The 23,986-nt window shown below is 71.1% G+C and carries 19 protein-coding genes; 14 read left to right on the top strand and 5 right to left on the bottom strand.

Going from position 1 to position 23,986, the window contains the following annotated elements:
* Positions 1–114: 114 nt before the first annotated feature.
* Together ACH4KB_RS04785 and ACH4KB_RS04780 are read right to left on the bottom strand one after the other, a co-directional pair.
* Entirely contained in the window at positions 115–672 is a 558-nt protein-coding gene (locus ACH4KB_RS04785; protein WP_398063594.1) for a methylated-DNA--[protein]-cysteine S-methyltransferase, read from the bottom strand.
* 76 nt (positions 673–748) lie between these two features.
* The gene (locus ACH4KB_RS04780; protein ID WP_398063592.1) at positions 749–1,630 is read right to left on the bottom strand and encodes a glycerophosphodiester phosphodiesterase family protein; all 882 of its coding nucleotides are present in this window, start codon (positions 1,628–1,630) and stop codon (positions 749–751) included.
* Between the two features lie 228 nt (positions 1,631–1,858).
* Here ACH4KB_RS04780 and ACH4KB_RS04775 point away from each other — a divergent pair, with 228 nt between their 5' ends.
* The 5 genes from ACH4KB_RS04775 to ACH4KB_RS04755 all read left to right on the top strand — a co-directional run bounded on the left by ACH4KB_RS04775 (position 1,859) and on the right by ACH4KB_RS04755 (position 9,180).
* Positions 1,859–2,689 (top strand): MHYT domain-containing protein, encoded by an 831-nt coding sequence (locus tag ACH4KB_RS04775; protein WP_398063590.1) that lies wholly within the window; start codon positions 1,859–1,861, stop codon positions 2,687–2,689.
* 39 nt (positions 2,690–2,728) lie between these two features.
* Entirely contained in the window at positions 2,729–4,858 is a 2,130-nt protein-coding gene (gene uvrB, locus ACH4KB_RS04770) for an excinuclease ABC subunit UvrB (RefSeq protein WP_398063588.1), read from the top strand.
* A gap of 249 nt (positions 4,859–5,107) precedes the next feature.
* The gene (locus ACH4KB_RS04765) at positions 5,108–5,686 is read left to right on the top strand and encodes a TerD family protein (protein WP_026290465.1); all 579 of its coding nucleotides are present in this window, start codon (positions 5,108–5,110) and stop codon (positions 5,684–5,686) included.
* 263 nt (positions 5,687–5,949) lie between these two features.
* Positions 5,950–7,911: a TerD family protein gene (locus ACH4KB_RS04760; protein WP_398064628.1), complete on the top strand. Its 1,962-nt coding sequence runs from the start codon at positions 5,950–5,952 to the stop codon at positions 7,909–7,911.
* A gap of 240 nt (positions 7,912–8,151) precedes the next feature.
* A complete protein-coding gene (locus ACH4KB_RS04755; protein ID WP_398063587.1) occupies positions 8,152–9,180 on the top strand; it encodes a TerC family protein in 1,029 nt (342 codons plus the stop codon).
* A gap of 131 nt (positions 9,181–9,311) precedes the next feature.
* Here the strand turns inward: ACH4KB_RS04755 and ACH4KB_RS04750 are convergent, their stop codons facing one another.
* Positions 9,312–9,968, bottom strand: a complete 657-nt coding sequence (locus ACH4KB_RS04750; protein WP_398063585.1) for an MBL fold metallo-hydrolase — start codon at positions 9,966–9,968, stop codon at positions 9,312–9,314.
* 10 nt (positions 9,969–9,978) lie between these two features.
* Positions 9,979–10,668: a maleylpyruvate isomerase family mycothiol-dependent enzyme gene (locus tag ACH4KB_RS04745; RefSeq protein ID WP_398063583.1), complete on the bottom strand. Its 690-nt coding sequence runs from the start codon at positions 10,666–10,668 to the stop codon at positions 9,979–9,981.
* A 175-nt stretch (positions 10,669–10,843) separates the two neighbouring features.
* On the opposite strand from ACH4KB_RS04745, the gene uvrA reads away from it, so the two are divergent.
* Together uvrA and ACH4KB_RS04735 are read left to right on the top strand one after the other, a co-directional pair.
* Positions 10,844–13,885 (top strand): excinuclease ABC subunit UvrA, encoded by a 3,042-nt coding sequence (uvrA, locus tag ACH4KB_RS04740; protein ID WP_398063581.1) that lies wholly within the window; start codon positions 10,844–10,846, stop codon positions 13,883–13,885.
* A 362-nt stretch (positions 13,886–14,247) separates the two neighbouring features.
* Positions 14,248–14,676, top strand: coding sequence for a Rieske (2Fe-2S) protein (locus ACH4KB_RS04735; protein ID WP_032790784.1), 429 nt, complete (start codon positions 14,248–14,250; stop codon positions 14,674–14,676).
* Between the two features lie 55 nt (positions 14,677–14,731).
* Here the strand turns inward: ACH4KB_RS04735 and ACH4KB_RS04730 are convergent, their stop codons facing one another.
* A complete protein-coding gene (locus ACH4KB_RS04730; RefSeq protein ID WP_398063579.1) occupies positions 14,732–15,658 on the bottom strand; it encodes a hypothetical protein in 927 nt (308 codons plus the stop codon).
* 227 nt (positions 15,659–15,885) lie between these two features.
* Between ACH4KB_RS04730 and ACH4KB_RS04725 the strand changes: the two genes are divergently transcribed.
* The 7 genes from ACH4KB_RS04725 to gap all read left to right on the top strand — a co-directional run bounded on the left by ACH4KB_RS04725 (position 15,886) and on the right by gap (position 23,904).
* Complete coding sequence (locus ACH4KB_RS04725; protein ID WP_398063577.1) at positions 15,886–16,515, top strand: papain-like cysteine protease family protein; 630 nt, start codon at positions 15,886–15,888, stop codon at positions 16,513–16,515.
* A gap of 4 nt (positions 16,516–16,519) precedes the next feature.
* A complete protein-coding gene (locus ACH4KB_RS04720) occupies positions 16,520–17,455 on the top strand; it encodes a hypothetical protein (protein WP_398063575.1) in 936 nt (311 codons plus the stop codon).
* A 134-nt stretch (positions 17,456–17,589) separates the two neighbouring features.
* Positions 17,590–19,668, top strand: a complete 2,079-nt coding sequence (uvrC, locus tag ACH4KB_RS04715) for an excinuclease ABC subunit UvrC (protein ID WP_398063573.1) — start codon at positions 17,590–17,592, stop codon at positions 19,666–19,668.
* Positions 19,665–20,666, top strand: a complete 1,002-nt coding sequence (gene rapZ, locus ACH4KB_RS04710; protein ID WP_398063571.1) for an RNase adapter RapZ — start codon at positions 19,665–19,667, stop codon at positions 20,664–20,666. Before uvrC ends, rapZ begins: the two co-directional genes overlap by 4 nt.
* Entirely contained in the window at positions 20,663–21,697 is a 1,035-nt protein-coding gene (gene yvcK, locus ACH4KB_RS04705; RefSeq protein WP_007448516.1) for a uridine diphosphate-N-acetylglucosamine-binding protein YvcK, read from the top strand. Before rapZ ends, yvcK begins: the two co-directional genes overlap by 4 nt.
* Positions 21,688–22,677: a DNA-binding protein WhiA gene (gene whiA / locus ACH4KB_RS04700; protein WP_003969868.1), complete on the top strand. Its 990-nt coding sequence runs from the start codon at positions 21,688–21,690 to the stop codon at positions 22,675–22,677. The genes yvcK and whiA overlap by 10 nt, the downstream gene beginning before the upstream one ends.
* A gap of 216 nt (positions 22,678–22,893) precedes the next feature.
* On the top strand, positions 22,894–23,904 hold the full coding sequence (gap, locus tag ACH4KB_RS04695; protein ID WP_398063568.1) for a type I glyceraldehyde-3-phosphate dehydrogenase: 1,011 nt from the start codon (positions 22,894–22,896) through the stop codon (positions 23,902–23,904).
* Positions 23,905–23,986: the final 82 nt, after the last annotated feature.

The raw sequence follows: 23,986 nt of genomic DNA, 5'->3' as shown, positions 1-23,986 counted from the left end.
GACCCCGCGGTCTCCGGAGCGCAGCAACCCCACGGATTCCGGAGCGCAGCGGCCCCACGGTCTCCGGAGCACACGTGGCCCTCACGTGGGGTAACAGTGCTCGGGCCGCGGATCCTAGAACAGCGGCTGCGGCAGGACCCCCTCCAGCGCCAGCAGCTGCCGCTTGGTCTCCGGACCGCCGCCGAACCCGCCCAGGCCTCCGTCGCTCTCCACCACCCGGTGACACGGCACCACCACCGGCAGCGGGTTGGCCCCCATGGCGGCGCCCACCGCCTGCGCCCCCTCCGGCCGGCCGACCCGCGCGGCCAGCTCCCCGTATCCGACGACCGTCCCGTAGGGCACCCCGGATGCCAGCTCGCGGAGCACCTCACGGTGGAACCCGGAGGTGAGCGACCAGTCCAGATCGAGGTCAAAATCCTGCCGCTCGCCCGCGAAGTACGCAGCGAGCGCGCGTATGGGACCGGCGAGCCGCGCGGAGCCGGGCGCCTCCACCGGCTCCGCGCCGAACCGGGTCCGCAACCGGTCGAGGACCCCGTCCCGCACGGCGGGGCGGGCGTGGAAGGAGACACTCACCAGACCGGACCCCGTCGCGGCGAGCAGCAGTGGGCCGATGTCGCTGTCCACGACGGCCCACTCGACGGCCGGACCGGCAGCGGTCCCGTAGCTGTTCATGCCGACCACCGTACGACCCGCCACTGACAGCGGCGGGCCCGTCGGCCGGAAACCGACGGGCCCACCCCCTGCCGCGTCAGCTCGTCGCGTCGCGCACCACGTCGGGGAAGTTGGTGATGATGCCGTCGACACCGTAGTCACGGGCCTTCACCGCGTCCGCCGCCTTGTTCACCGTCCACGTGTTCACCCGCAGACGCTTGCCGTGCGGGCCCTTGAGCCGCTGGACGGCCGCCACGTAGTCGGCGCCGATCGTCGCGTACGAGGGATTGATCTGATCGGTGAACGCCGCGTACGAGGGCAGGTCTGCCACCGCGGGCGTGCCCAGGAAGCCGGTCGTGATGTCGGGGCGCAGGCTGTGCACCTTCTTCACGCTGTCGGCGCCGAAGCTCTGGATGACCAGCCGGCTCCGTACGTGGGAGCGGTCCAGCCACCCCGACCGTCCCAGGACCCGGATGATGTCCCGCTCGATGCCCGGGTAGGTCGCCGGGCTCTTGATCTCCAGCAGCAGCTTCTGCCGGTTGCGCTCCATGCGGTGCAGGAACTGGGTGAGCGTCGGCACCCGGGCCCCGGTGAACCGCGCTCCGAACCAGCTGCCCGCGTCGAGCTTCGCCACCTCCGCCGCGGTGAAGTCCTTGACCGCCCACGGCGCCCGGTCGGGGAAGACCTGCTCGGCGTTGGTCGTGCGCTTGAGGTCGGTGTCGTGGAGCACGACGAGTTCGCCGTCGCGGGTGCGGTGGACGTCGTTCTCGACCCATTCGATGCCGAGCGCGTCGGCGGCGTCGACGGCGGCGAGGGTGTTCTCCGGCGCGTAGCCCGACGCCCCCCGGTGGGCCACGACGACCGGGGCGTCCTGCCCCTGCCGCTCCGGAGCCTCGGGCCGGTCGGCGGGCAGCAGCAGGGCGCCGGCGCCGAGCAGGGCGGCGGCCGTGGTGGAGGCGGTGGCGGTGCGGACGAACACGGAGACTCCTCACGTCGCGAGTATGCGGACACGCAGAGAGTGACAGCGGCCCGCCAACACCCGGCGGGGCGGCGATGGCCGCGAAATGAACGGAATCTTCGCTCCCGGGGCCGCCGCCGGAGCACGTCCCGCGGCCGTGCCGATAAAATGTGCTTTCTTTGTCTGCCTGCCGGGACTCGCCCCTTGGGGACCCTCCTCGACCCCGGGCTTTTCGAAGGGCGTGCGCGTATGCAAGGAACAGTCGACGGATTCACCTACGGCCTGGTGACTCCGGTCGCGGCTTTTCTCATGGCCGCCCTGGGAGCCGCCCTCGGACTCCGCTGCACCACCCGGTCCTTTCACGCGGCACGCTCCTGGCGGGCCGGCTGGCTGGCGCTGGGTTCGCTGTCCATCGGCTCCGGGGTATGGACGATGCACTTCGTCGCGATGACGGGCTTCACCGTCCAGGAGACCCCGATCTCCTACGACAAACCCCTCACCTTCGCAGGCCTGGCCATTGCCGTGGTGATGGTCGGCATCGGCATCTTCATTGTCGGCTACCGGGGCGCGACCCGCATGGCGTTGATCACGGGCGGCACCATCACCGGCCTCGGCATCGCCTCGATGCACTATCTCGGCATGGCGGGCATGCGCATGGACGCGCGGTTCGCGTACGACACGCCCCTCGTGGTCCTCTCGGTGCTGATCGCCGGCATCGCCGCCACGGGCGCCCTGCGGGCCGCCGTCACGCTCCGGGGGGCCCTCTCCGGCCTCGGCGCCAGCATCCTGATGGCCGTCGCCGTGTCCGGGATGCACTACACCGGCATGGCCGCGCTCGACGTGCACCTGCACCTGCCGCCCACCTTGCCGTCCGACCTGGCCGACGTCCTGCCCGGCGACCGGCCCGCCGAGATGATCGGCCCGATGCTGGCAGGGCCCGGCTGCTTCCTGCTCCTCGCCGCCCTGGTGCTCATGTTCGACCCCAAGGCCGTGACGGGGGAGCCCGGTCAGGAATCCCGGGGCGGGCAGCGCCCGCGGAGCCTCGCCCGGGAGGGGGCGGGAGGGGCCCGGTACCGCTGATCCGAGGCCGTTGTCAGTGGTGGGCCGTACGGTGGATGCATGCGGCCCGTTTCCAAGATCGAACGTTCGGTGGCGCCCTTCGAGGTCGTCAGTCCCTACCAGCCCAGCGGCGACCAGCCGGCGGCCATCGCCGAGCTGGAGCGGCGCGTCCGCGCGGACGAGAAGGACGTCGTCCTGCTCGGCGCCACCGGCACCGGCAAGTCGGCGACCACCGCCTGGATGATCGAGAAGCTGCAGCGCCCCACCCTGGTGATGGCGCCGAACAAGACCCTCGCCGCCCAGCTGGCCAACGAGTTCCGCGAGCTCCTCCCGAACAACGCGGTGGAGTATTTCGTCTCGTACTACGACTACTACCAGCCCGAGGCGTACGTCCCGCAGTCGGACACCTACATCGAGAAGGACTCCTCCATCAACGAGGAGGTCGAGCGGCTGCGCCACTCGGCGACGAATTCGCTGCTCACCCGGCGCGACGTCGTCGTGGTCGCCTCCGTCTCCTGCATCTACGGCCTCGGCACGCCCCAGGAGTACGTGGACCGCATGGTCCGGCTCAAGGTCGGCGAGGAGATCGACCGCGACCAGCTGCTGCGCCGTTTCGTCGAGATGCAGTACAGCCGTAACGACCTGGCGTTCACCCGCGGCACCTTCCGCGTCCGGGGCGACACCATCGAGATCTTCCCGGTCTACGAGGAGCTCGCCGTCCGGATCGAGATGTTCGGCGACGAGATCGAGGCCCTGTCCACGCTGCACCCGCTGACCGGCGAGATCATCAGCGAGGACCCCATGGTCCACGTCTTTCCCGCCAGCCACTATGTCGCCGGGCCCGAGCGTCTGCAGAAGGCGGTCAGCGGCATCGAGCAGGAGCTGGAGCAGCGCCTGGCCGAGCTGGAGAAGCAGGGCAAGATGCTGGAGGCCCAGCGACTGCGCATGCGCACCACGTACGACATCGAGATGCTCCACCAGATCGGCACCTGCTCCGGCGTCGAGAACTACTCGATGCACTTCGACGACCGCGCGCCCGGCACCGCCCCCAACACCCTCCTCGACTACTTCCCGGACGACTTCCTGCTCGTCCTGGACGAGTCCCACGTCACGGTCCCGCAGATCGGCGCGATGTACGAGGGGGACGCCTCCCGCAAGCGGACCCTCGTCGACCACGGCTTCCGGCTGCCGTCCGCGATGGACAACCGGCCGCTGAAGTGGGAGGAGTTCCTGAAGCGGATCGACCAGACGGTGTACCTCTCCGCCACCCCGGGGAAGTACGAGCTCTCGCGCGGCGACGGTTTCGTCGAGCAGATCATCCGCCCCACCGGCCTCATCGACCCCGAGGTCGTGGTCAAGCCCACCGAGGGTCAGATCGACGACCTGGTCCACGAGATCCGCGAGCGCGTCGAGCGCGACGAGCGGGTCCTGGTCACCACGCTCACCAAGAAGATGTCGGAGGACCTCACCGACTACTTCCTGGAGCTCGGCATCCAGGTCCGCTACCTGCACAGCGACGTCGACACCCTGCGCCGCATCGAGCTGCTGCGCGAGCTGCGCTCCGGCGAGTACGACGTGCTGGTCGGCATCAACCTCCTGCGCGAGGGCCTCGATCTTCCCGAGGTGTCCCTCGTGGCCATCCTCGACGCCGACAAGCAGGGTTTCCTGCGCTCCGGCACCTCGCTCATCCAGACCATCGGCCGCGCCGCCCGTAACGTCTCCGGCCAGGTCCACATGTACGCCGACAAGATCACTCCGGCCATGGCGCAGGCGATCGACGAGACGAACCGCCGCCGCGAGAAGCAGGTCGCGTACAACACCGAGCGCGGCATCGACCCACAGCCGCTGCGCAAGAAGATCAACGACATCGTCGCGACCATCGCCCGCGAGGAGGTCGACACCGAGCAGCTGCTCGGCACCGGCTACCGGCAGGGCAAGGAGGCAAAGGCGCCGGTGCCCGCGCTCGGCTCCAAGGCGGTCAAGGGCGGGGCGAAGGGCAGGGCGGCCTCGCCCGGCGCGGTGCTCAGCGACCGGCCCGCCACCGAACTGGCCGGGATCATCGAGGAGATGACCGAGCGGATGCGGGCTGCCGCCGCGGACCTGCAGTTCGAGGTGGCCGCCCGGCTGCGTGACGAGGTCGGTGAACTGAAGAAGGAACTGCGCCAGATGAAGGAGGCGGGCCTCGCCTGATCCCGGTGGCCCACCCGGCCCGGGACCGCGGCTGACGTGCGCCGGTCCCGGGCCGTTCCGGCGCGGTTTCGGGCGCGCCTACCCGTGCGGATCCGGTGGAGTTTCTGATGCGCCGGGCAGGCCGCGCCGGGTGTGTTGCAAGAGCGACACAAAAACGGGCCGAGCCTGCTGTCGCCCGGGGTGGAATGCGTAGGGTGCGGGAAAACCGCACACGGATGGTTGCGGGGCAATGCCGAGAGGGGACAGCGCGTGACGGTCAATATGACCAAGGGTCAGGCCATCAGCCTGCAGAAGAGCGACGGGGGGACCCTGACCGCGGTACGGATGGGGCTCGGCTGGCAGGCGGCTCCGCGCCGTGGCCTGTTCGGTTCGCGCACCCGCGAGGTCGACCTGGACGCCTCGGCGGTGCTCTTCGCCGACAAGCAGCCGGTCGACGTCGTGTTCTTCCGCCACCTCGTCAGCGACGACGGCTCGGTCAAGCACACCGGTGACAACCTGGTCGGCGGCGCCGGCTCCGGCGGCGACGACGAGGCGATCCTCGTCGACCTCCAGCGCGTTCCGGTCCACATCGACCAGATCGTCTTCACCGTGAACTCCTTCACCGGGCAGACGTTTCAGGAGGTTCGACACGCCTTCTGCCGCATCGTCGACGAGACCAACGGCCAGGAGCTCGCCCGGTACACGCTCGACGGCGGCGGCCAGTACACCGCCCAGATCATGGCGAAGGTGCACCGCGCGGGCAGCGGATGGCAGATGACGGCCCTCGGGAACCCGGCCAACGGCCGCACCTTCCAGGACCTGATGCCGTCGATCCTCCCGCACCTGTAGGACCCGCACCGTTCCGGCGCGGCCCGCACCGGAACGCCAGGAGCGGCTCCCGGAGGCACCCGCCGCCGGGAGCTGCCCCACACGGCGGCACGCACAGGCAGCAGGGCAGCAGGGCACACACGCGCGTACACGGTCATACACGGCACACACGTGCACGGTCGCCCACGGCACGCACGTACACGGTCATGAACGGAACAGCGGAACAGGCACCGCACGGCACCGCGGCCACCGACGCGCGGGCCATCGTCGAGGGGGACAGGGCAATGACGGCCGAACTGGTCCGGGGGCAGAACCACACCTTGCCCCAGACCCGTCTGGAGATCCGGGTATCGGCGGGCACGCCCGTCGTGGCCGGGGCCACCCTCGGCGACGAACGGGGCACGGTGCGCGGCGTCGACTGGATCGCCCACCCCGGCTCGCCCCAGCTCCCCGGTCTTGAGGTCTCCCAGCAGGCGGCGGCCGATCACCGCCTCGCCGTCGACCTTGAGGCCCTGCCCGCCGGCGCCCACCGGGTCACCGTGCTGCTCGCGCTTCCCGTCGGAGCGGGCGGCCCGGCGCGGTTCGGCGCCGTTCCCGCCCCCTTCGTCGCGGTCACCGGGCTCGACGGCGCCGAGATCGCCACCTTCACCCTCACCGGCCTGGACGCCGAATCCGCGGTCAGCGCGCTGGAGCTCTACCGTCGCCAGGACGCCTGGAAGGTCCGCGCCGTGGGACAGGGGTATGCCGGCGGGCTCGCCGAGATGCTCGCCGACCAGGGCGTGGCCGAGGCCACCGGACTGGCCGGATCCATTCAGGAGGCCGTCACCCGGGGCATGGCCCGCTCGGTGGCGCCGCCGCCCCGGACCCAGGAAGGCGACCGCGTACGGCACGCGACGGGCTCCGCGGACCACCGCCCGCCCACGCCGCCCCGGGCCCCGGAGCCCCCCGAGCCGCTGACCGACCCGGCCACCACTCCCCAGCCGCACACCGCCCAGGGCCCGGCCGCCACGGGACCCGCCGAGGGCCCCATCAACTACGCGCACCCGCGGCGCCGGCACGCCGCGCCCCCGTCGCCCCCGCCCACCCCGCCTCCGGCCCAGCCCGGACAGGCCGCGCAGCCGGTCGCCGGGGACGCCACCGGCTGGTCGATGGACGAGCGCCTCTACAACCAGATCTGGGGCATGTTTGAGGATCTGGCCCGCGCCGTCGCCGCCTACCGCAGCGCCGTGGACTTCGCCGAGTCCCGTATGGACCAGGAGCTCGACCGGTCCCTGTCCGACCCGCGCAATCGCATCGGGGGCGCGGGCGACCGTGCCCGCGAGGAGGCCCGCGCCAAGCGCGACGAGCTGACCTCCCGGGCCCGGGAGGTACTCGACCGCGATCTGGCCCAGCTGGCCGCCGAGGCGGCCGTCGTCGAGCCCGCGCTCCCGGCCGCGTACGCGGGCTGGGGCAACCCGGTCTGGCACGCCCACCGCGTCCCGATGGAGATACCGATGGCCCTGCGCATCGGCGACCTCCACCTGCCCGAGCGCCCCGACCTGCGTGTACCGCTGCTCGTCCGGCTGCCGCTGGAGCGCGGGATCTGGGTGGACAGCGGACGGACGGCGTCCGAGGCGGCCGCCCTGATGGACACGGACCGGCTGCGTCGGCTCGCCATGGAGACCGCGGTCGCCCACGCGGCGCGGCTGCTCGCGGTGTATCCGCCCGGTGAGTTCTCGGTGCACGTCATCGACCCGGCGGGGGCCGCGGCCGGCCCGCTCGCGCCGCTGGTCGGGGCGGGCGTCCTCGCCGGACCGCCCGCCGCCGGATCCGGGGGAGTGTCCTCGGTCCTCGCCCACCTCACCCGGCGGGTGGACCTGGTGCAGATGGCGGTGCGGGCCGGGGCGTCCGACGCGCTCCCGCCCGATCTGGACACCGGCGAGCAGCTCCTGGTGGTCAACGACTTCCCGCACGGCTTCGACGACCGGGCCGTCACCCAGCTCCGCTATCTCGCCGACGAGGGCCCCGCGGTCGGGGTGCACCTCCTGATGGTCGCGGACCGGGAGGAGGCCAGTGCGTACGGGCCGGTGCTCGACCCGCTGTGGCGTTCGCTGTTGCGGATCACCCCGGTCGCCGACAGCCACCTCGCCGATCCGTGGGTCGGGCACGCCTGGACGTACGAGCCGTTGACCGTCCCGCCGGGCAGCCGCGTCCTGGAACAGGTGCTCGCGGCGGTGGCAGCCGCCCGCCGAGCTGCGGGTCGCTGACCTTCAGGCGGCTCTGACCTGCGGACTTGACGAGTTCTTTACTCTTCCCTTTACCTTTCCTTGGTGATGCCTGTACTGTTCGGGGAACGGAGGGGAGTACTCCTTACGCGACGTCCCGTCAATACGGACCGTTATCGGTCCCGGGGCGCCGGCCCAGGCACGCACACCGCGTGCGGGGTGGAAGAGACCTCCGGCAGCGACGACGCTGATCAGTAGCCGTAGCGAACTGCCGGAGGCGCAGTGGACGTTTCATGGACCGTATGGGTCCTGACCATCGTTGGTCTGTCAACCCTGATCGCCGTCGACTTCTTCATCGGGCGCAAGCCCCATGACGTGTCGACCAAGGAAGCCGGAATCTGGACGGTCGTCTGGATCGCGCTGGCCGTGCTCTTCGGAGCCGGCCTGATGGTCTTCGGTGAGAGCCAGGCATCCGGCGAGTTCTTCGCGGGATTCATCACCGAGAAGTCGCTGAGCGTCGACAATCTCTTCGTCTTCGTCCTGATCATGGCGAAGTTCGCGGTGCCCTCACAGCTTCAGCAGCGCGTACTGCTCATCGGTGTGCTGATCGCCCTGGTGCTCCGGGCGATCTTCATCGCCGCCGGCGCCGCCGTGATCGCGAACTTCTCGTGGGTGTTCTACATCTTCGGCGCGTTCCTGATCTACACCGCCTGGAAGCTCATCCAGGAGGCGCGGGCCGACGAGGACGACGACGACTGGGAGGAGAACCGCCTCCTGAAGTCGATCGAGCACCGCTTCGGTGTCGCCGACAAGTACCACGGCACCAAGCTCTTCATCCGCAACAACGGCAAGCGCGTCATGACCCCGCTGATGGTGGTCATGCTCGCCATCGGTATGACCGACGTGCTGTTCGCGGTGGACTCGATCCCGGCGATCTTCGGCCTGACCCAGGACCCGTACATCGTCTTCACGGCCAACGCGTTCGCCCTGATGGGTCTGCGCCAGCTGTACTTCCTCATCGGCGGTCTGCTGAAGAAGCTGGTCCACCTCAGCTACGGCCTGTCGGTGATCCTCGGCTTCATCGGCGTCAAGCTGGTGCTGCACGCCCTGCACGAGAACGGCGTGCACGTGCCCGTCGTCTCCATCCCGTTCTCCCTCGCCGTCATCGGCGGCGTCCTGGTGATCACCACGATCACCAGCCTCATCGCCAGCAAGAAGATGGCGGCGGCCGAGGCGGAGAAGGCAGAGAAGGACGGGAAGCCGGAGACCGCCGGTCCGTCCGAAGAGGAGAGCAAGAGCATCAACAGCTGACCCGGGGCCGCCCCGGGCGGCACAGGGACAGACCGGCAGCGGCCGGGGCGGTAACGGCGAAGGCCGTCCGCCCCGGCCGCTGCTCTGTGCGGGCGTACGAGGGACATGCGCCGGAGAGAGGCGCGTGCGGCCTACCAGCCGCGGGCACGCCACTCGGGCAGCTGGGGCCGCTCGTCGCCGAGCGTCGTGTCGTGCCCGTGGCCCGGATAGACCCACGTCTCGTCGGGCAGCCGGTCGAACAGCTTCGTCTCGACGTCGTGCAGAAGGCTTGCGAACGCCTCGGGGTTCTTGTCCGTGTTCCCCACCCCGCCGGGGAAGAGGCAGTCCCCGGTGAACAGATGCGGGGCGCCGTGCGGGTCGTCGTAGACCAGGGCGATGGAGCCCGGGGTGTGACCGGCCAGATGGCGGGCGGTCAGCTCGACCCGGCCGACGGTGATCGTGTCGCCGTCCTCGACCAGGACATCGGTCGGGACCGGGATGCCCTCGGCGTCGTAGCGGCCCGCGTACGTCCGGGCGCCAGTGGCCCCGACCACCTGGGCCAGCGCCTGCCAGTGGTCCCCGTGCCGGTGCGTGGTGACGACGGAGGCGATCCCGTCGTCACCGATCAGCGCCAGCAGCGTCTCCGGCTCGGCGGCCGCGTCGATCAGCAGCTGCTCGCCGGTCGCCCGGCAGCGCAGCAGATAGGCGTTGTTGTCCATCTCGCCGACGGCGACCTTGGAGATCATCAGATCCGTCAGTTCGTGCACGCTCGCCGGTCCGCCGACCTTCACCGCTCCGCTGTACGTCATACGGCTCAGCCTATAGCGGGGGCAGTGCGGGCAGGGGGCCCCCGGCCACGGTGAGGGCGGCGCCGTCACGGCGGCCGCAGAGCCAGCCCAGCAGCTCGGCGGCGGGCCCCTGCACCGTCACCAGGGCGCTCGGCGGGCCGCCGCCGGTGCTCCAGGTGCGGCCGTCCAGGTCGGTCAGCGCCGTGGCGGGCACCTCCTGGTTGCCCAGGAAGCGCTCGGTCAGGAAGGCGATCTCCCGCGAGACGAACTCCGCGGGCAGGTCCTCCAGCTCGTAGCCGACGTCCAGGTCGACGTGGTGCAGCTCCACCTCGACCCAGCGCCGGAAGGGCACCCGGGCCGCGGAGTCCGTCACCCCGTTGCGCAGGGTGACCGTACGGGACCAGTCGGCGGGTTCGGCGGTGACCGCCAGGAAGCCGTCCGCGCTCTCCCGCAGGTCGGTCAGCTGCTCGGCCGCCGGGCGCGGGGCGCCGTCGGCGATGTCGGAGTCCCGGGTTTCGCTGCTCGCGTACATCGGGAGTCCCCGGAGAACATTTCCGATCGCGTCGGCGTTACGTGACAGGTGGGCCAGAACATGGCCCCGGCTCCATCCGGGCAGCCGTGACGGCTCGGCGACAGCGGCGTTGTCCAGTTTGCCGACTGCGTCGAGCAGTCGTTCGGTCGCTTCGCGTACAGCTTCCAGGTCGTGCGCATGATCAATCATGCGGCCGAGCCTAGCTCTGCCACTCATTCGGGTGAAGGAGTCAGAGGGCGGCCGTAAATCGAATGTGCGTGCTATACGCTCGGAGTCGAAAGCCTCTAACACCGCTGTGGCGCCCCCCATACCCTGGGAGAGGGGCTCAGTTCCCCCGCTTCTCTCTAGAAAGGTGCGGACCGGCGTGGCCGACCGTCTCATCGTCCGTGGCGCGCGCGAGCACAACCTGAAGAACGTCTCGCTCGACCTGCCCCGTGACTCCCTCATCGTCTTCACCGGGCTCTCCGGATCGGGCAAGTCGTCCCTCGCGTTCGACACGATCTTCGCCGAGGGGCAGCGCCGCTACGTCGAGTCGCTCTCCTCGTACGCCCGGCAGTTCCTCGGCCAGATGGACAAGCCTGACGTCGACTTCATCGAAGGTCTCTCGCCGGCCGTCTCCATCGACCAGAAGTCGACCTCGCGCAATCCGCGCTCGACGGTCGGCACCATCACCGAGGTCTACGACTACCTCCGGCTGCTCTTCGCCAGGATCGGCAAGCCGCACTGCCCCGAGTGCCATCGCCCCATCTCGCGCCAGTCGCCGCAGGCCATCGTCGACAAGGTCCTCGGCCTGCCGGAGGGCAGCCGCTTCCAGGTCCTCTCGCCGCTGGTGCGCGAGCGCAAGGGCGAGTTCGTCGACCTCTTCGCCGACCTCCAGACCAAGGGCTACAGCCGGGCCAGGGTCGACGGGGCCACCATCCAGCTCGCCGAGCCGCCCACGCTCAAGAAGCAGGAGAAGCACACCATCGAGGTGGTCGTCGACCGCCTCACCGTCAAGGACAGCGCCAAGCGCCGGCTGACCGACTCCGTCGAGACCGCGCTCGGCCTCTCCGGCGGCATGGTCGTGCTCGACTTCGTCGACCTCCCCGAGGACGACCCCGAGCGCGAACGGATGTTCTCCGAGCACCTCTACTGCCCGTACGACGACCTCTCCTTCGAGGAGCTGGAGCCGCGCTCCTTCTCCTTCAACTCGCCCTTCGGCGCCTGCCCCGACTGCACCGGCATCGGCACGCGCATGGAGGTCGACCCGGAGCTGATCGTCCCGGACGAGGAGAAGTCCCTCGACGAGGGCGCGATCCACCCCTGGTCCCACGGCCACACCAAGGAGTACTTCGGCCGCCTGATCGGCGCGCTCTCCGAAGCGCTCGGCTTCCGTACGGACATCCCCTGGGCCGGGCTGCCGCAGCGGGCCAAGAAGGCCCTGCTCTTCGGCCACAAGATCCAGACCGAGGTCCGCTACCGCAACCGTTACGGGCGCGAGCGCGCCTACACCACCCCCGCCTTCGAGGGCGCGGTGCAGTTCGTCAAGAGGCGCCACACCGAGGCCGAGAGCGACTCCAGCCGGGAGCGGTTCGAGGGCTACATGCGCGAGGTGCCCTGCCCCACCTGCGAGGGCACCCGGCTGAAGCCGATCGTGCTCGCGGTGACCGTGATGGAGAAGTCCATCGCCGAGGTCGCCGCGATGTCGATCAGCGAGTGCGCCGAGTTCCTCGGCCGCCTCAAGCTGAACGCCCGCGACAAGAAGATCGCCGAGCGGGTGCTCAAGGAGGTCAACGAGCGGCTGAAGTTCCTCGTCGACGTCGGTCTGGACTACCTGTCGCTGAACCGCGCGGCCGGCACCCTGTCCGGCGGCGAGGCCCAGCGCATCCGGCTGGCGACCCAGATCGGCTCCGGCCTGGTCGGCGTGCTGTACGTCCTGGACGAGCCGTCCATCGGCCTGCACCAGCGCGACAACCACCGGCTCATCGAGACCCTGGTCCGGCTCCGCGACATGGGCAACACGCTCATCGTCGTCGAGCACGACGAGGACACCATCAAGGTCGCCGACTGGGTCGTCGACATCGGCCCCGGCGCGGGTGAGCACGGCGGCAAGGTCGTCCACTCCGGCTCGCTCAAGGAACTCCTGGCCAACAAGGAGTCCATCACCGGCCAGTATCTGTCCGGCAAGCGGTCCATCACGACCCCCGACATCCGTCGCCCGGTCGACCCGGCCCGCCGCCTCACCGTGCACGGCGCCCGGGAGAACAACCTCCACGACATCGACGTCTCCTTCCCGCTCGGCGTCCTCACCGCCGTCACGGGCGTCTCCGGCTCCGGGAAGTCGACGCTGGTCAACGACATCCTCTACACCCACCTCGCCCGCGAGCTGAACGGCGCCAAGTCGGTCCCCGGCCGACACACCCGGGTCGACGGCGACGACCTCGTCGACAAGGTGGTGCACGTCGACCAGTCGCCCATCGGCCGGACCCCCCGGTCCAACCCGGCGACGTACACCGGAGTCTTCGACCACGTCCGCCGGCTCTTCGCCGAGACGATGGAGGCGAAGGTGCGCGGCTATCTGCCGGGCCGCTTCTCCTTCAACGTCAAGGGCGGCCGCTGCGAGAACTGCTCCGGTGACGGCACGATCAAGATCGAGATGAACTTCCTGCCCGACGTGTACGTCCCGTGCGAGGTCTGCCACGGAGCGCGCTACAACCGGGAGACCCTGGAGGTCCACTACAAGGGCAAGTCCATCGCCGAGGTGCTGGACATGCCGATCGAGGAGGGCCTGGAGTTCTTCGAGGCCGTCCCCACGATCGCCCGCCACCTCCGTACGCTCAACGAGGTCGGCCTCGGCTATGTGCGGCTCGGCCAGTCCGCGCCGACCCTCTCCGGCGGTGAGGCGCAGCGCGTCAAGCTGGCGAGCGAGCTCCAGAAGCGCTCCACCGGACGTACGGTCTACGTCCTGGACGAGCCGACCACCGGTCTGCACTTCGAGGACATCAGCAAGCTGATCACCGTGCTCTCCGGCCTGGTGGACAAGGGCAACACGGTCATCGTCATCGAGCACAACCTCGATGTCATCAAGACCGCCGACTGGGTCGTCGACATGGGCCCCGAGGGCGGCAACGGCGGTGGTCTGGTGGTCGCCGAGGGGACGCCGGAGCAGGTCGCCTCGGTCCCCGCCAGCCACACCGGGAAGTTCCTCCAGGGCGTCCTGGACACGGACCGCGTCAGCGAGGCCGCGATGCCCGCCGGGCGGGGAACGGCCCGCAAGACGGCCGCCCGCAGTACCACCCCGGCGAAGAAGACGGCCGCCGCGGCCAAGAACGCCGCGGTGACCAAGGCGAACGCCAAGGCGGGTACGGCCAAGGCCGTCACGAAGACGGCCGCCGCGAAGAAGGCCACCCGCGCCCGCAAGGCCTGAGCGAGGCGCGAGCGGTCGCCCGGCCCGGCAGCCGCTCGCCCCTCGGGCCTGTCCGCCCCTTCCCGCCTGCCTCACGACGCCCTGCGGCGCCACCACGCGGGCCACGACGGGAAGGGGCGGACAGGCCCTCGTCGGCGACGGCGGCCCCCACAGCACGAAGGGGGCCGCCGTCGCCCGTCCGCACAGGCGCTCCGGCCCGGTCGCAGGGCTCCCGATCCCCGCCGGTATCGTCGGTTCTGTCACCGGCACGCAGGGCCGCCGTCGCCGCCCCGCCCTGTCCGGCGACGCGGATCCGCCGTGATCCACCCCCGGCCAACCGGCCCCACCATGATCCACCCGAACAACAACCCCGTGGAGTCCGCATGCCCGGCCTGCCCGCCGCCCGCCGTACCGTGCTGAAGGGCGCCGCGCTCGCCGGCGCCGCCGGGCTGGGAGCAGCCGCCTGCTCCACCGAGTCCAAGCTCGGCCACGCCAAGAACCCCACCCCCACCGCCCCCGTCGACCTCGGGGCCGCCTCCGAGGTGCCCGTCGGCGGGGCCAAGCTCTACCGCGAGCAGCGCGTGGTCGTCGTCTGCCCGGCGAAGGGCGAGTACAAGGCGTTCAGCGCCCAGTGCACCCATGGCGGCTGTGTCCTGGACAAGGTCGAGGGCACCGAGGGCCACTGCCCCTGCCACGGCAGCCGCTTCGACATGACCACCGGCAAGCCGGTGAAGGGCCCGGCCACCGTGCCGCTGCCCGCCGTCCCGGTCACCGCCGAGGGCGGAAAGCTCGTCGCGGGCCCCGACGCCTGACACGGAGCCGACGCCCGACGTCGGCGAGGGCCCCCTCGTCGCGTCGAGGACTCACTCACTCCCAGTCCCAGTCGACCCCGATCAGACCGGGCCGTACGCTCTCCTCCACCAGGTGCACGGTCCGGTGCCGGCCGGTCAGCGTGAGGTCCTCGCGGGCCGCGCGCACCGCCCCCGCCGACGCCTGCGCGAACCGGCGGCACCGCACCGGGAGCGCCGCCTCGTCGAAGCCGACCTGGAGCACGTACTGCCCGCCCCCGAAGGTGAAGCCGCGCACGTACTCCGCGCCGGCCCCGCCCGTACCGTCCTCGAAGCCGTAGCCGAAGAGGTACGTCTCACCGGACCGCAACCGGGTGTCGAAGAGCAGCTCCGCCACCAGCACCCCCGCGTCCGGATCCCAGCGGACCCGGCCCGTCCGGCAGTTCTCCAGGGCCCGCACCGCGATCCGCGACGGGTCGCAGCCGGGGTCGCCCCGGTGGACCGCGAGATAGCGGTCGACGCCGTCCCGGTGCGCGCGCACCACGTGCTGCGACGTGCGGCCCGCCAGCTCGCGCCGCGCCCCGATCCGCACCCGCTCCTGGTGCCCCACGGTGTGCAGGCCGCCGTCCACGGGTGACTCCATCGCCGCGAGGAGCCGCTCCACCGAGCCCGACGCCTCCATGAGCGACCGGTAGGAACGGGCGGCCGGACGGTCCCCGTCCGCCGGGGCGTCACCGTCGCGCAGGAGCCGCAGCAGCGAGTCGTCCGGCAACGCGAGCACCTCCTCCAGTGCCCGGACGGCCCGCAACGACTCGGCCCGCCGAGGCCGGCGCACCCCCTGCTGCCAGTAACTGAGACTGGTCACCCCGAGCTTGACGCCCCGGTGCGCCAGATGGTGCTGCACCCGCTGGAGCGGCAGCCCGCGCACCGACAGAGCGGTGCGCAACGCCAGATGGAACGGTCCGGTCCGCAGTACCTGCGCCAGTTCGGTCTCGGTCTGCCGCATGGCGGGCCTCCGGTGAACGTTCACGTGGGGAGTGGCGACACCCGCCCCCGGGGGACGCGGGGGAGCAGGTGACCGGGACAGAGCCGTTCACACGGACGCCGTGCCGTTCACACCGTGATGTCACCTCGCATTGAAGCGTGTTGACCTGCTCCGGACAACGCCGGATGCTCATCGTCAGCGTCCGGACGCGCTCCTCCGATCCCCACCCCCGCATTGGGAGGAACGCCATGCGCAACCGAAGAGTCAGGCCCGGAAGGTTCTCGTTCACCGCCCTCCTGGCCGCCGTCCTGCTCGCCGTCCCCGCGGCCACCGCCACCGCCACCGCCACCGCCACCGTCGCCCCGTCCCCGGACGGGGCGACGGGCTCCACCGTCGCCGCCGCCCAGCGGCTCGACATCACCATGCAGGCGCAGCAGCAGAGCAACTGGTGCTGGGCGGCCGGCGGCAACACCATCGCCGCCTGGTTCGGCCGCGACTACTCCCAGAACCAGTTCTGCAACGCCGCCTTCAACCGGAGCCAGAACTACCAGTGCCCCAACTCGCAGGCCACCCTCGGCAACGTCCAGACCGGCCTGTCCTGGGCCGGGGTCAGGCCCGGCAGCTACGTCACCGGCTGGCTGCGCTACCCGACCGTGCAGGCCGAGATATCCGCCCGGCGCCCCATCGAGACCCGCATCCAGTGGTCGTCCGGCGGCGGGCACATGCATGTGATCTACGGGTACGACGACGCCAACAGCTGGGTCTACTGGGGCGACCCGTGGCCCTCCAGCGACCGCTACAACTGGGCCTCGCACGCCTGGTACGTCAACAACAACGAGTTCTCCTGGACCCACTCGCTCTACCGGATCGGGGCGTGAGGTCATGAACTCCACCACCCGGCGCATCGCCGTCGCCACCGCCCTCACCGGCGCCGCCCTGTTCACCGCCGCCGCGCCCGCCCTCGCCGACGACGGCAGGGCGGGCCCGCCGAAACTGACCGCCGCCACCCTCGAAGCGGCCCACGAGGCCGCCACCGAGCCCGCGACCCTGGACACCCTGTCCCGGTTCTTCGCCCGGGAGGGCGCGGTGAGCAGGGCGGCGAGCGCACCCAGGATCGAGGGGAGGACCGTCCCCGTCCGCACGCTCTCCGCCGCCTTCGTCGCCGGAAAGCCCGGGGCCGCCCCGAGCACCGTGGACTACCTGGCCAGCACCGCCGTCTCCTCCGACGGCCAGAAGGCCTCCCTGTGGACCGTCCCCGGGACGGACGGGGACGACCCGTGGCAGGTGGTGAACATCGCCACCGGCGACGACGAGGCCCGCTACACCGCACAGGGGGCCCGCGCGCTCCCCGGCGGCACCGTGTTCCGCGAACCGCAGATCGACGCCTGGTACGTCCATGACGGCTCCCGGGTCCTCCCGCTGGACGAGGACGCGAAGGCCGCCGTGGGCGCCCGCGGCACCGCGCTCAGCGCCTACCGGGCCCGCGTCCAGGAGGCGTACGGCGACAAGCTGCCCGGCTCCGGATACGCCCGCTCCGGCAAGGCGGGCGGCTACGGCCCCGACGCGGTCACCGGCACCGGGGGAGCCCCGGCGGCCGCACCCGCCCCCGGCCCGGCCCAGGGCCCGGCCGGGGACCGGGCGCCGGACACCGCCGGGAGCCCCGCGCTCGCCGGCACGGCGCCGGGGTCCCCGGACACGGCCCTGACCGCCGTGTCCACGACCGCCGGGGCCGGGGCGCTGCTCGCCCTGGTCCTCTGCGGGGCCGCCGCGCTGCGCCGCCGGAACCGTGCCGGGCGATCCCCGGCCACGGACGCCTGACCGGCGGCTCTCCACCGGCCCGCCGGGCCCGCGCTCCGGGGTGCGAACACCCCACGGCACCCCGGAGCGCGGTACCGCCCCCGGCACCACCTGAGGACGACGCGCTGTCACTGCCCGCAAGTAGGGTGTGAGACATGGCAGACCCCTCCAGCTACCGCCCCAGGCCGGGACAGATCCCCGACTCCCCGGGGGTCTACAAGTTCCGCGACGAGCACCGCCGGGTGATCTACGTCGGGAAGGCCAAGAACCTGCGCCAACGCGTGGCCAACTACTTCCAGGACCTGGCGGGCCTCCATCCGCGTACGCGCACGATGGTCACCACCGCCGCCTCCGTCGAGTGGACGGTCGTCTCCACCGAGGTCGAGGCGCTCCAGCTGGAGTATTCCTGGATCAAGGAGTTCGACCCCCGGTTCAACGTCAAGTACCGGGACGACAAGAGCTATCCCTACCTCGCGGTGACGCTCAACGAGGAGTTCCCCCGCGTCCAGGTCATGCGCGGCGCCAAGAAGAAGGGCGTGCGCTACTTCGGTCCGTACGGCCACGCCTGGGCGATCCGCGAGACGGTCGACCTGATGCTGCGCGTCTTCCCCGTCCGCACCTGCTCCGCCGGGGTCTTCAAGAACGCCGCGCGCACCGGCCGCCCCTGCCTGCTGGGGTACATCGGCAAGTGCTCGGCCCCCTGCGTCGGCCGGGTCACCCCCGAGGAACACCGCGAGCTGGCCGAGGACTTCTGCGACTTCATGGCCGGCCGCACGGGCACGTACATCCGCCGCCTGGAGAAGGACATGATGCAGGCGGCCGAGGAGATGGAGTACGAGCGGGCGGCCCGCCTCCGCGACGACGCCGAGGCCCTCAAGCGGGCCATGGAGAAGAGCGCCGTCGTCCTCGCCGACGCCACCGACGCCGACCTGATCGCCGTCGCCGAGGACGAGCTGGAGGCCGCCCTCCAGATCTTCCACGTGCGCGGCGGCCGGGTGCGCGGCCAGCGCGGCTGGGTCACCGACAAGGTCGAGGCGGTCGACACCTCCGGCCTCGTCGAGCACGCCCTCCAGCAGCTGTACGGGGAGGAGCGCGGCGACGCCGTCCCCAAGGAGGTCCTGGTCCCCGCCCTGCCCGAGGACGCCGAAGCGGTCTCCCAGTGGCTCGCCGAGCGCCGGGGCTCCCAGGTCAGTCTGCGCATCCCGCAGCGCGGCGACAAGAAGGACCTCATGGTCACCGTCCAGCGCAACGCCCAGCAGGCGCTCGGGCTGCACAAGACCAAGCGCGCCTCCGACCTGACCACCCGCTCCCGCGCCCTGGAGGAGATCGCCGAGGCGCTGGGCCTGGACACCGCGCCGCTGCGCATCGAGTGCTACGACATCTCCCACCTCCAGGGCGACGACGTGGTGGCCTCCATGGTCGTCTTCGAGGACGGCCTCGCCCGCAAGAGCGAGTACCGCCGCTTCCAGATCAAGGGCTTCGAGGGCCAGGACGACGTCCGCTCGATGCACGAGGTGATCGGCCGACGCTTCAAGCGCTACCTCCAGGACAAGGAACGCACGGGGGAGTGGGAGGAGACGCCGCAGGCCGCCCCCGGCGCCACCGGCCCCATTCCCGGCGCCCCCGTCCCCGCCGCCACGGGCCCCGTCCCCGCCCCGGACCTCACCGCCGCCTCCCCGGAGGACGTGCCCGAGCCCCGCGAGGACGACGGCCGCCCCAAGCGGTTCGCCTACCCGCCGCAGCTCGTCGTCGTCGACGGCGGGCAGCCCCAGGTGGCCGCAGCCAAGCGCGCCCTGGACGAGCTGGGCATCGACGACATCGCGGTCTGCGGCCTGGCCAAGCGCCTGGAAGAGGTATGGCTCCCCGATGACGACGACCCCGTCGTCCTGCCCCGCTCCAGCGAAGGCCTCTACCTCCTCCAGCGCATCCGCGACGAGGCGCACCGCTTCGCCATCACCTACCAGCGCGCCAAACGCGCCAAGCGCATCCGCTCCAGCCCCCTCGACGACGTGACCGGCCTCGGCGAGACCCGCAAGCAGGCCCTCATCAAGCATTTCGGCTCGGTGAAGAAGCTCAGGCAAGCGACAATCGACGAGATCTGCGAGGTCCCCGGGATAGGGCGTAGGACGGCGGAATCGGTGGCCGCCGCCCTCGCCTCGACCACTCCCGCGGCACCTGCCGTGAACACGGCCACAGGAGAGATCATTGAAGAGGACGACGGGGGCAGCTCATGACCGACAACAGCCACGAGACCGCACAGAACACCGCGGACACCGGCATCGACAACACCGCGGACACCGGCATCGACACCGACCGAGCAGACGGAGCAGCAGACGTGAGTACGAACACCCCGAACGAGACGGGTGAGGCGGCCATTCCCGAGCTGGTGATCATCTCCGGGATGTCGGGCGCCGGCCGCAGCACCGCCGCCAAGTGTCTGGAGGACCTCGGCTGGTTCGTCGTCGACAACCTGCCGCCCGCGCTGATCCCCACCATGGTGGAGCTCGGCGCCCGCTCGCAGGGCAACGTGGCCCGGATCGCCGTCGTCGTCGACGTACGCGGCCGGCGCTTCTTCGACAACCTCCGCGAATCGCTCGCGGACCTGGAGTCCAAGCACGTCACCCGGCGGATCGTCTTCCTGGAGTCCTCCGACGACGCCCTCGTGCGCCGCTTCGAGTCCGTCCGCCGCCCGCACCCCCTCCAGGGCGACGGCCGTATCGTCGACGGCATCGCGGCCGAGCGTGACCTGCTGCGCGAGCTGCGCGGCGACGCCGACCTGGTCATCGACACCTCCAGCCTCAACGTGCACGAGCTCCGGGCCAAGATGGACGCCCAGTTCGCGGGCGAGTCGGAGCCGGAGCTCCGCGCCACGGTGATGTCCTTCGGCTACAAGTACGGCCTGCCCGTCGACGCCGACCTGGTCGTCGACTGCCGCTTCCTGCCCAACCCGCACTGGGTACCCGAGCTGCGCCCCTTCACCGGCGTCAACGAGGAGGTGTCCGACTACGTCTTCGACCAGCCGGGCGCCAAGGAGTTCCTCAACCAGTACACCGAGCTGCTCCAGCTGATCGCCGCCGGCTACCGCCGCGAGGGCAAGCGGTACGTGACCATCGCCGTCGGCTGCACCGGCGGCAAGCACCGCTCCGTCGCCATGTCGGAGAAGCTCTCGGCCCGCCTCGCCGCCGAAGGCGTCGAGACCGTCCTCGTCCACCGCGACATGGGGCGAGAGTGACCGGACGCAATCTGCGGATGCGACGCCTGAGCCGCGCCACGTCGGCGCTCTCCGGCCGCAAACGCGGTGCTCAGCCCAAGGTCGTCGCGCTCGGCGGCGGCATGGGTCTCTCGGCGTCCCTGGCGGCGCTGCGCCGGATCACCGGCGATCTCACGGCCGTGGTCACCGTCGCCGACGACGGCGGCTCCAGCGGCCGGCTGCGCGAGGAGCTGGGCGTGCTGCCCCCCGGCGACCTCCGCAAGGCGCTCGCCGCGCTGTGCGGCGACGACGACTGGGGCCGCACCTGGTCCCGGGTCATCCAGCACCGCTTCGAGTCCAAGGGCGACCTCCACGAGCACGCGGTCGGCAATCTGCTGATCGTGGCCCTCTGGGAGCAGCTGGGCGACCACGTGCAGGCGCTCGACCTGGTCGGCAAGCTGCTCGGGGCGCACGGGCGGGTGCTGCCGATGTCGGCCGTCCCGCTGGAGCTCCAGGCGCTGGTCAAGGGCCACGACCCCGACCTGCCCGACGCGATCGTCACCGTGCGCGGCCAGGCCACGGTGGCGCTCACCCCCGGCGAGGTGCAGTCCGTGCACGTGGTCCCGCCCGACCCGCCGGCCGTTCCGGAAGCCGTGGAGGCGGTCCTGGACGCCGACTGGGTGGTGCTCGGCCCCGGCTCCTGGTTCTCCTCGGTGATCCCGCACCTGCTCGTGCCGGAACTGCTCGACGCGCTGGTCACCACGAAGGCCCGCAAGGTCCTCTCGCTGAACCTCGCACCCCAGCCCGGTGAAACAGAAGGCTTCTCACCGCAGCGTCATTTGGAGGTTTTGGGGCGACACGCCCCTAAACTCGCCTTGGACGTGGTGCTGGCCGATGAGGCCGCCGTGCCCGATCGTGAGTCACTCGCCGATGCCGCGCTACGGCTCGGAGCCGCGGTCGAGCTGGCGCCGGTGGCATCGCCCGACGGCGTTCCGGTCCATGATCAGGAGCTGTTGGCCGCCGCGTACGACCGTATTTTTCGGATGCATGGAAGGATCGGCCCATGGCGATGACGCCAGCGGTGAAGAACGAAATCTCTCATCTTCCCGTCACCCGGACCTGCTGCAGGAAAGCAGAGGTCTCGGCGATTCTTCGGTTCGCGGGCGGCCTGCACCTGGTGAGCGGGCGGATTGTGATCGAGGCGGAGCTGGACACCGGCAACGCCGCCCGCCGCCTCAAGCGCGACATCCTGGAGATCTTCGGGCACAGCTCGGAGCTGATCGTGATGGCCCCCGGCGGACTGCGCCGCGGCTCGCGCTTCGTCGTACGGGTGGTGGCGGGCGGCGACCAGCTGGCCCGCCAGACCGGGCTGGTGGACGGCCGCGGCCGTCCGATCCGCGGGCTGCCCCCGCAGGTGGTCTCGGGGGCCACCTGCGACGCCGAGGCGGCCTGGCGCGGAGCGTTCCTCGCCCACGGCTCGCTCACCGAGCCCGGCCGTTCCTCCTCGCTGGAGGTCACCTGCCCGGGACCGGAGGCGGCGCTCGCCCTGGTCGGCGCGGCGCGGCGGCTCTCCATCGCGGCCAAGGCCCGCGAGGTGCGCGGCGTGGACCGCGTGGTCGTCCGCGACGGCGACGCGATCGGCGCCCTGCTGACCCGGCTCGGCGCGCACGACGCGGTGCTCGCCTGGGAGGAGCGCCGGATGCGGCGCGAGGTCCGCGCCACGGCCAACCGGCTCGCCAACTTCGACGACGCGAACCTGCGCCGCTCGGCCCGCGCGGCGGTCGCCGCCGGGGCCCGGGTGGGGCGCGCGCTGGAGATCCTCGGCGAGGAGGTCCCCGAGCACCTGGCCGCCGCGGGACGGCTCCGCATGGAGCACAAGCAGGCCTCCCTGGAGGAGCTGGGCGCGCTCGCCGACCCGCCGCTGACCAAGGACGCGGTGGCCGGCCGGATCCGCCGCCTGCTGGCGATGGCCGACAAGCGGGCCCAGGATCTGGGCATCCCGGGGACCGAGTCGACCCTCAGCGAGGAGCTCGCCGACGGCCTGGTCGGCTGACTCGGCGACGGGCAGGGGACGTTGGCCCCGGCGGGCGAAACGGAGGTCCGTACTCCTACTGGTGAGTACGGATCTCCGGTCGTATCCGGTGGCGTGCGGAGGCCCTCTCGATGTCACCCCCGGGCCCTCGGAGAGGTAGGGTCGGAAGCGGTCGGGGACATCCCTATACAACTCGCCGGCGTCGAAAACCGGCGTACCTAACGAGGAGATCGGTTCGTGACGATCCGCGTAGGCATCAACGGCTTCGGCCGCATCGGCCGCAACTACTTCCGCGCTCTGCTGGAGCAGGGTGCGGACATCGAGATCGTGGCTGTCAACGACCTGGGTGACACTGCGACCACGGCCCACCTGCTGAAGTACGACACCATTCTGGGTCGTCTCAAGGCAGAGGTCAGCCACACCGCCGACACCATCACCGTCGATGGTCACACCATCAAGGTGCTCTCCGAGCGCAACCCGGCCGACATCCCCTGGGGTGAGCTGGGCGTCGACGTCGTCATCGAGTCGACCGGCATCTTCACCAAGAAGGCCGACGCCGAGAAGCACATCGCGGGCGGCGCCAAGAAGGTCCTCATCTCGGCTCCGGCCAAGGACGAGGACATCACCATCGTGATGGGCGTCAACCAGGACCAGTACGACGCGGCCAACCACCACGTCATCTCGAACGCCTCCTGCACCACCAACTGTGTGGCGCCGATGGCCAAGGTCCTCGACGAGAACTTCGGCATCGTCAAGGGCCTGATGACGACGGTCCACGCGTACACCAACGACCAGCGGATCCTGGACTTCCCGCACTCGGACCTGCGTCGCGCCCGCGCCGCCGCCGAGAACATCATCCCCACCACCACCGGCGCCGCCAAGGCCACCGCCCTGGTCCTCCCGCAGCTCAAGGGCAAGCTCGACGGCATCGCGATGCGCGTCCCGGTCCCGACCGGCTCCGCCACCGACCTCGTCGTCACCCTCCAGCGCGAGGTCACCAAGGACGAGGTCAACGCCGCGTTCAAGAAGGCCTCCGACGACGGCGCCCTCAAGGGCTTCCTGACGTACACCGAGGACCCGATCGTCTCGTCGGACATCGTCGGCGACCCGTCGTCCTGCACCTTCGACTCCTCCCTGACCATGGTCCAGGAAGGCAGCACGGTGAAGATCCTCGGCTGGTACGACAACGAGTGGGGCTACTCCAACCGCCTCGTCGACCTCACGGTCTTCGTCGGCGAGCAGCTCTGATCCTCGAGGTCGGCGGCACCACGATGTGAGCAAGGGGCTCGACCGGCGCAAAGAAGCGCAGGTCGAGCCCCTTAGCATGCTC

This window comes from Streptomyces sp. NPDC017520 (assembly GCF_044329855.1).
GTDB lineage: Bacteria > Actinomycetota > Actinomycetes > Streptomycetales > Streptomycetaceae > Streptomyces.
The sequence above is the reverse complement of the archived record's forward strand: the minus strand, read 5'-3'. Positions and strand labels throughout refer to the sequence as shown.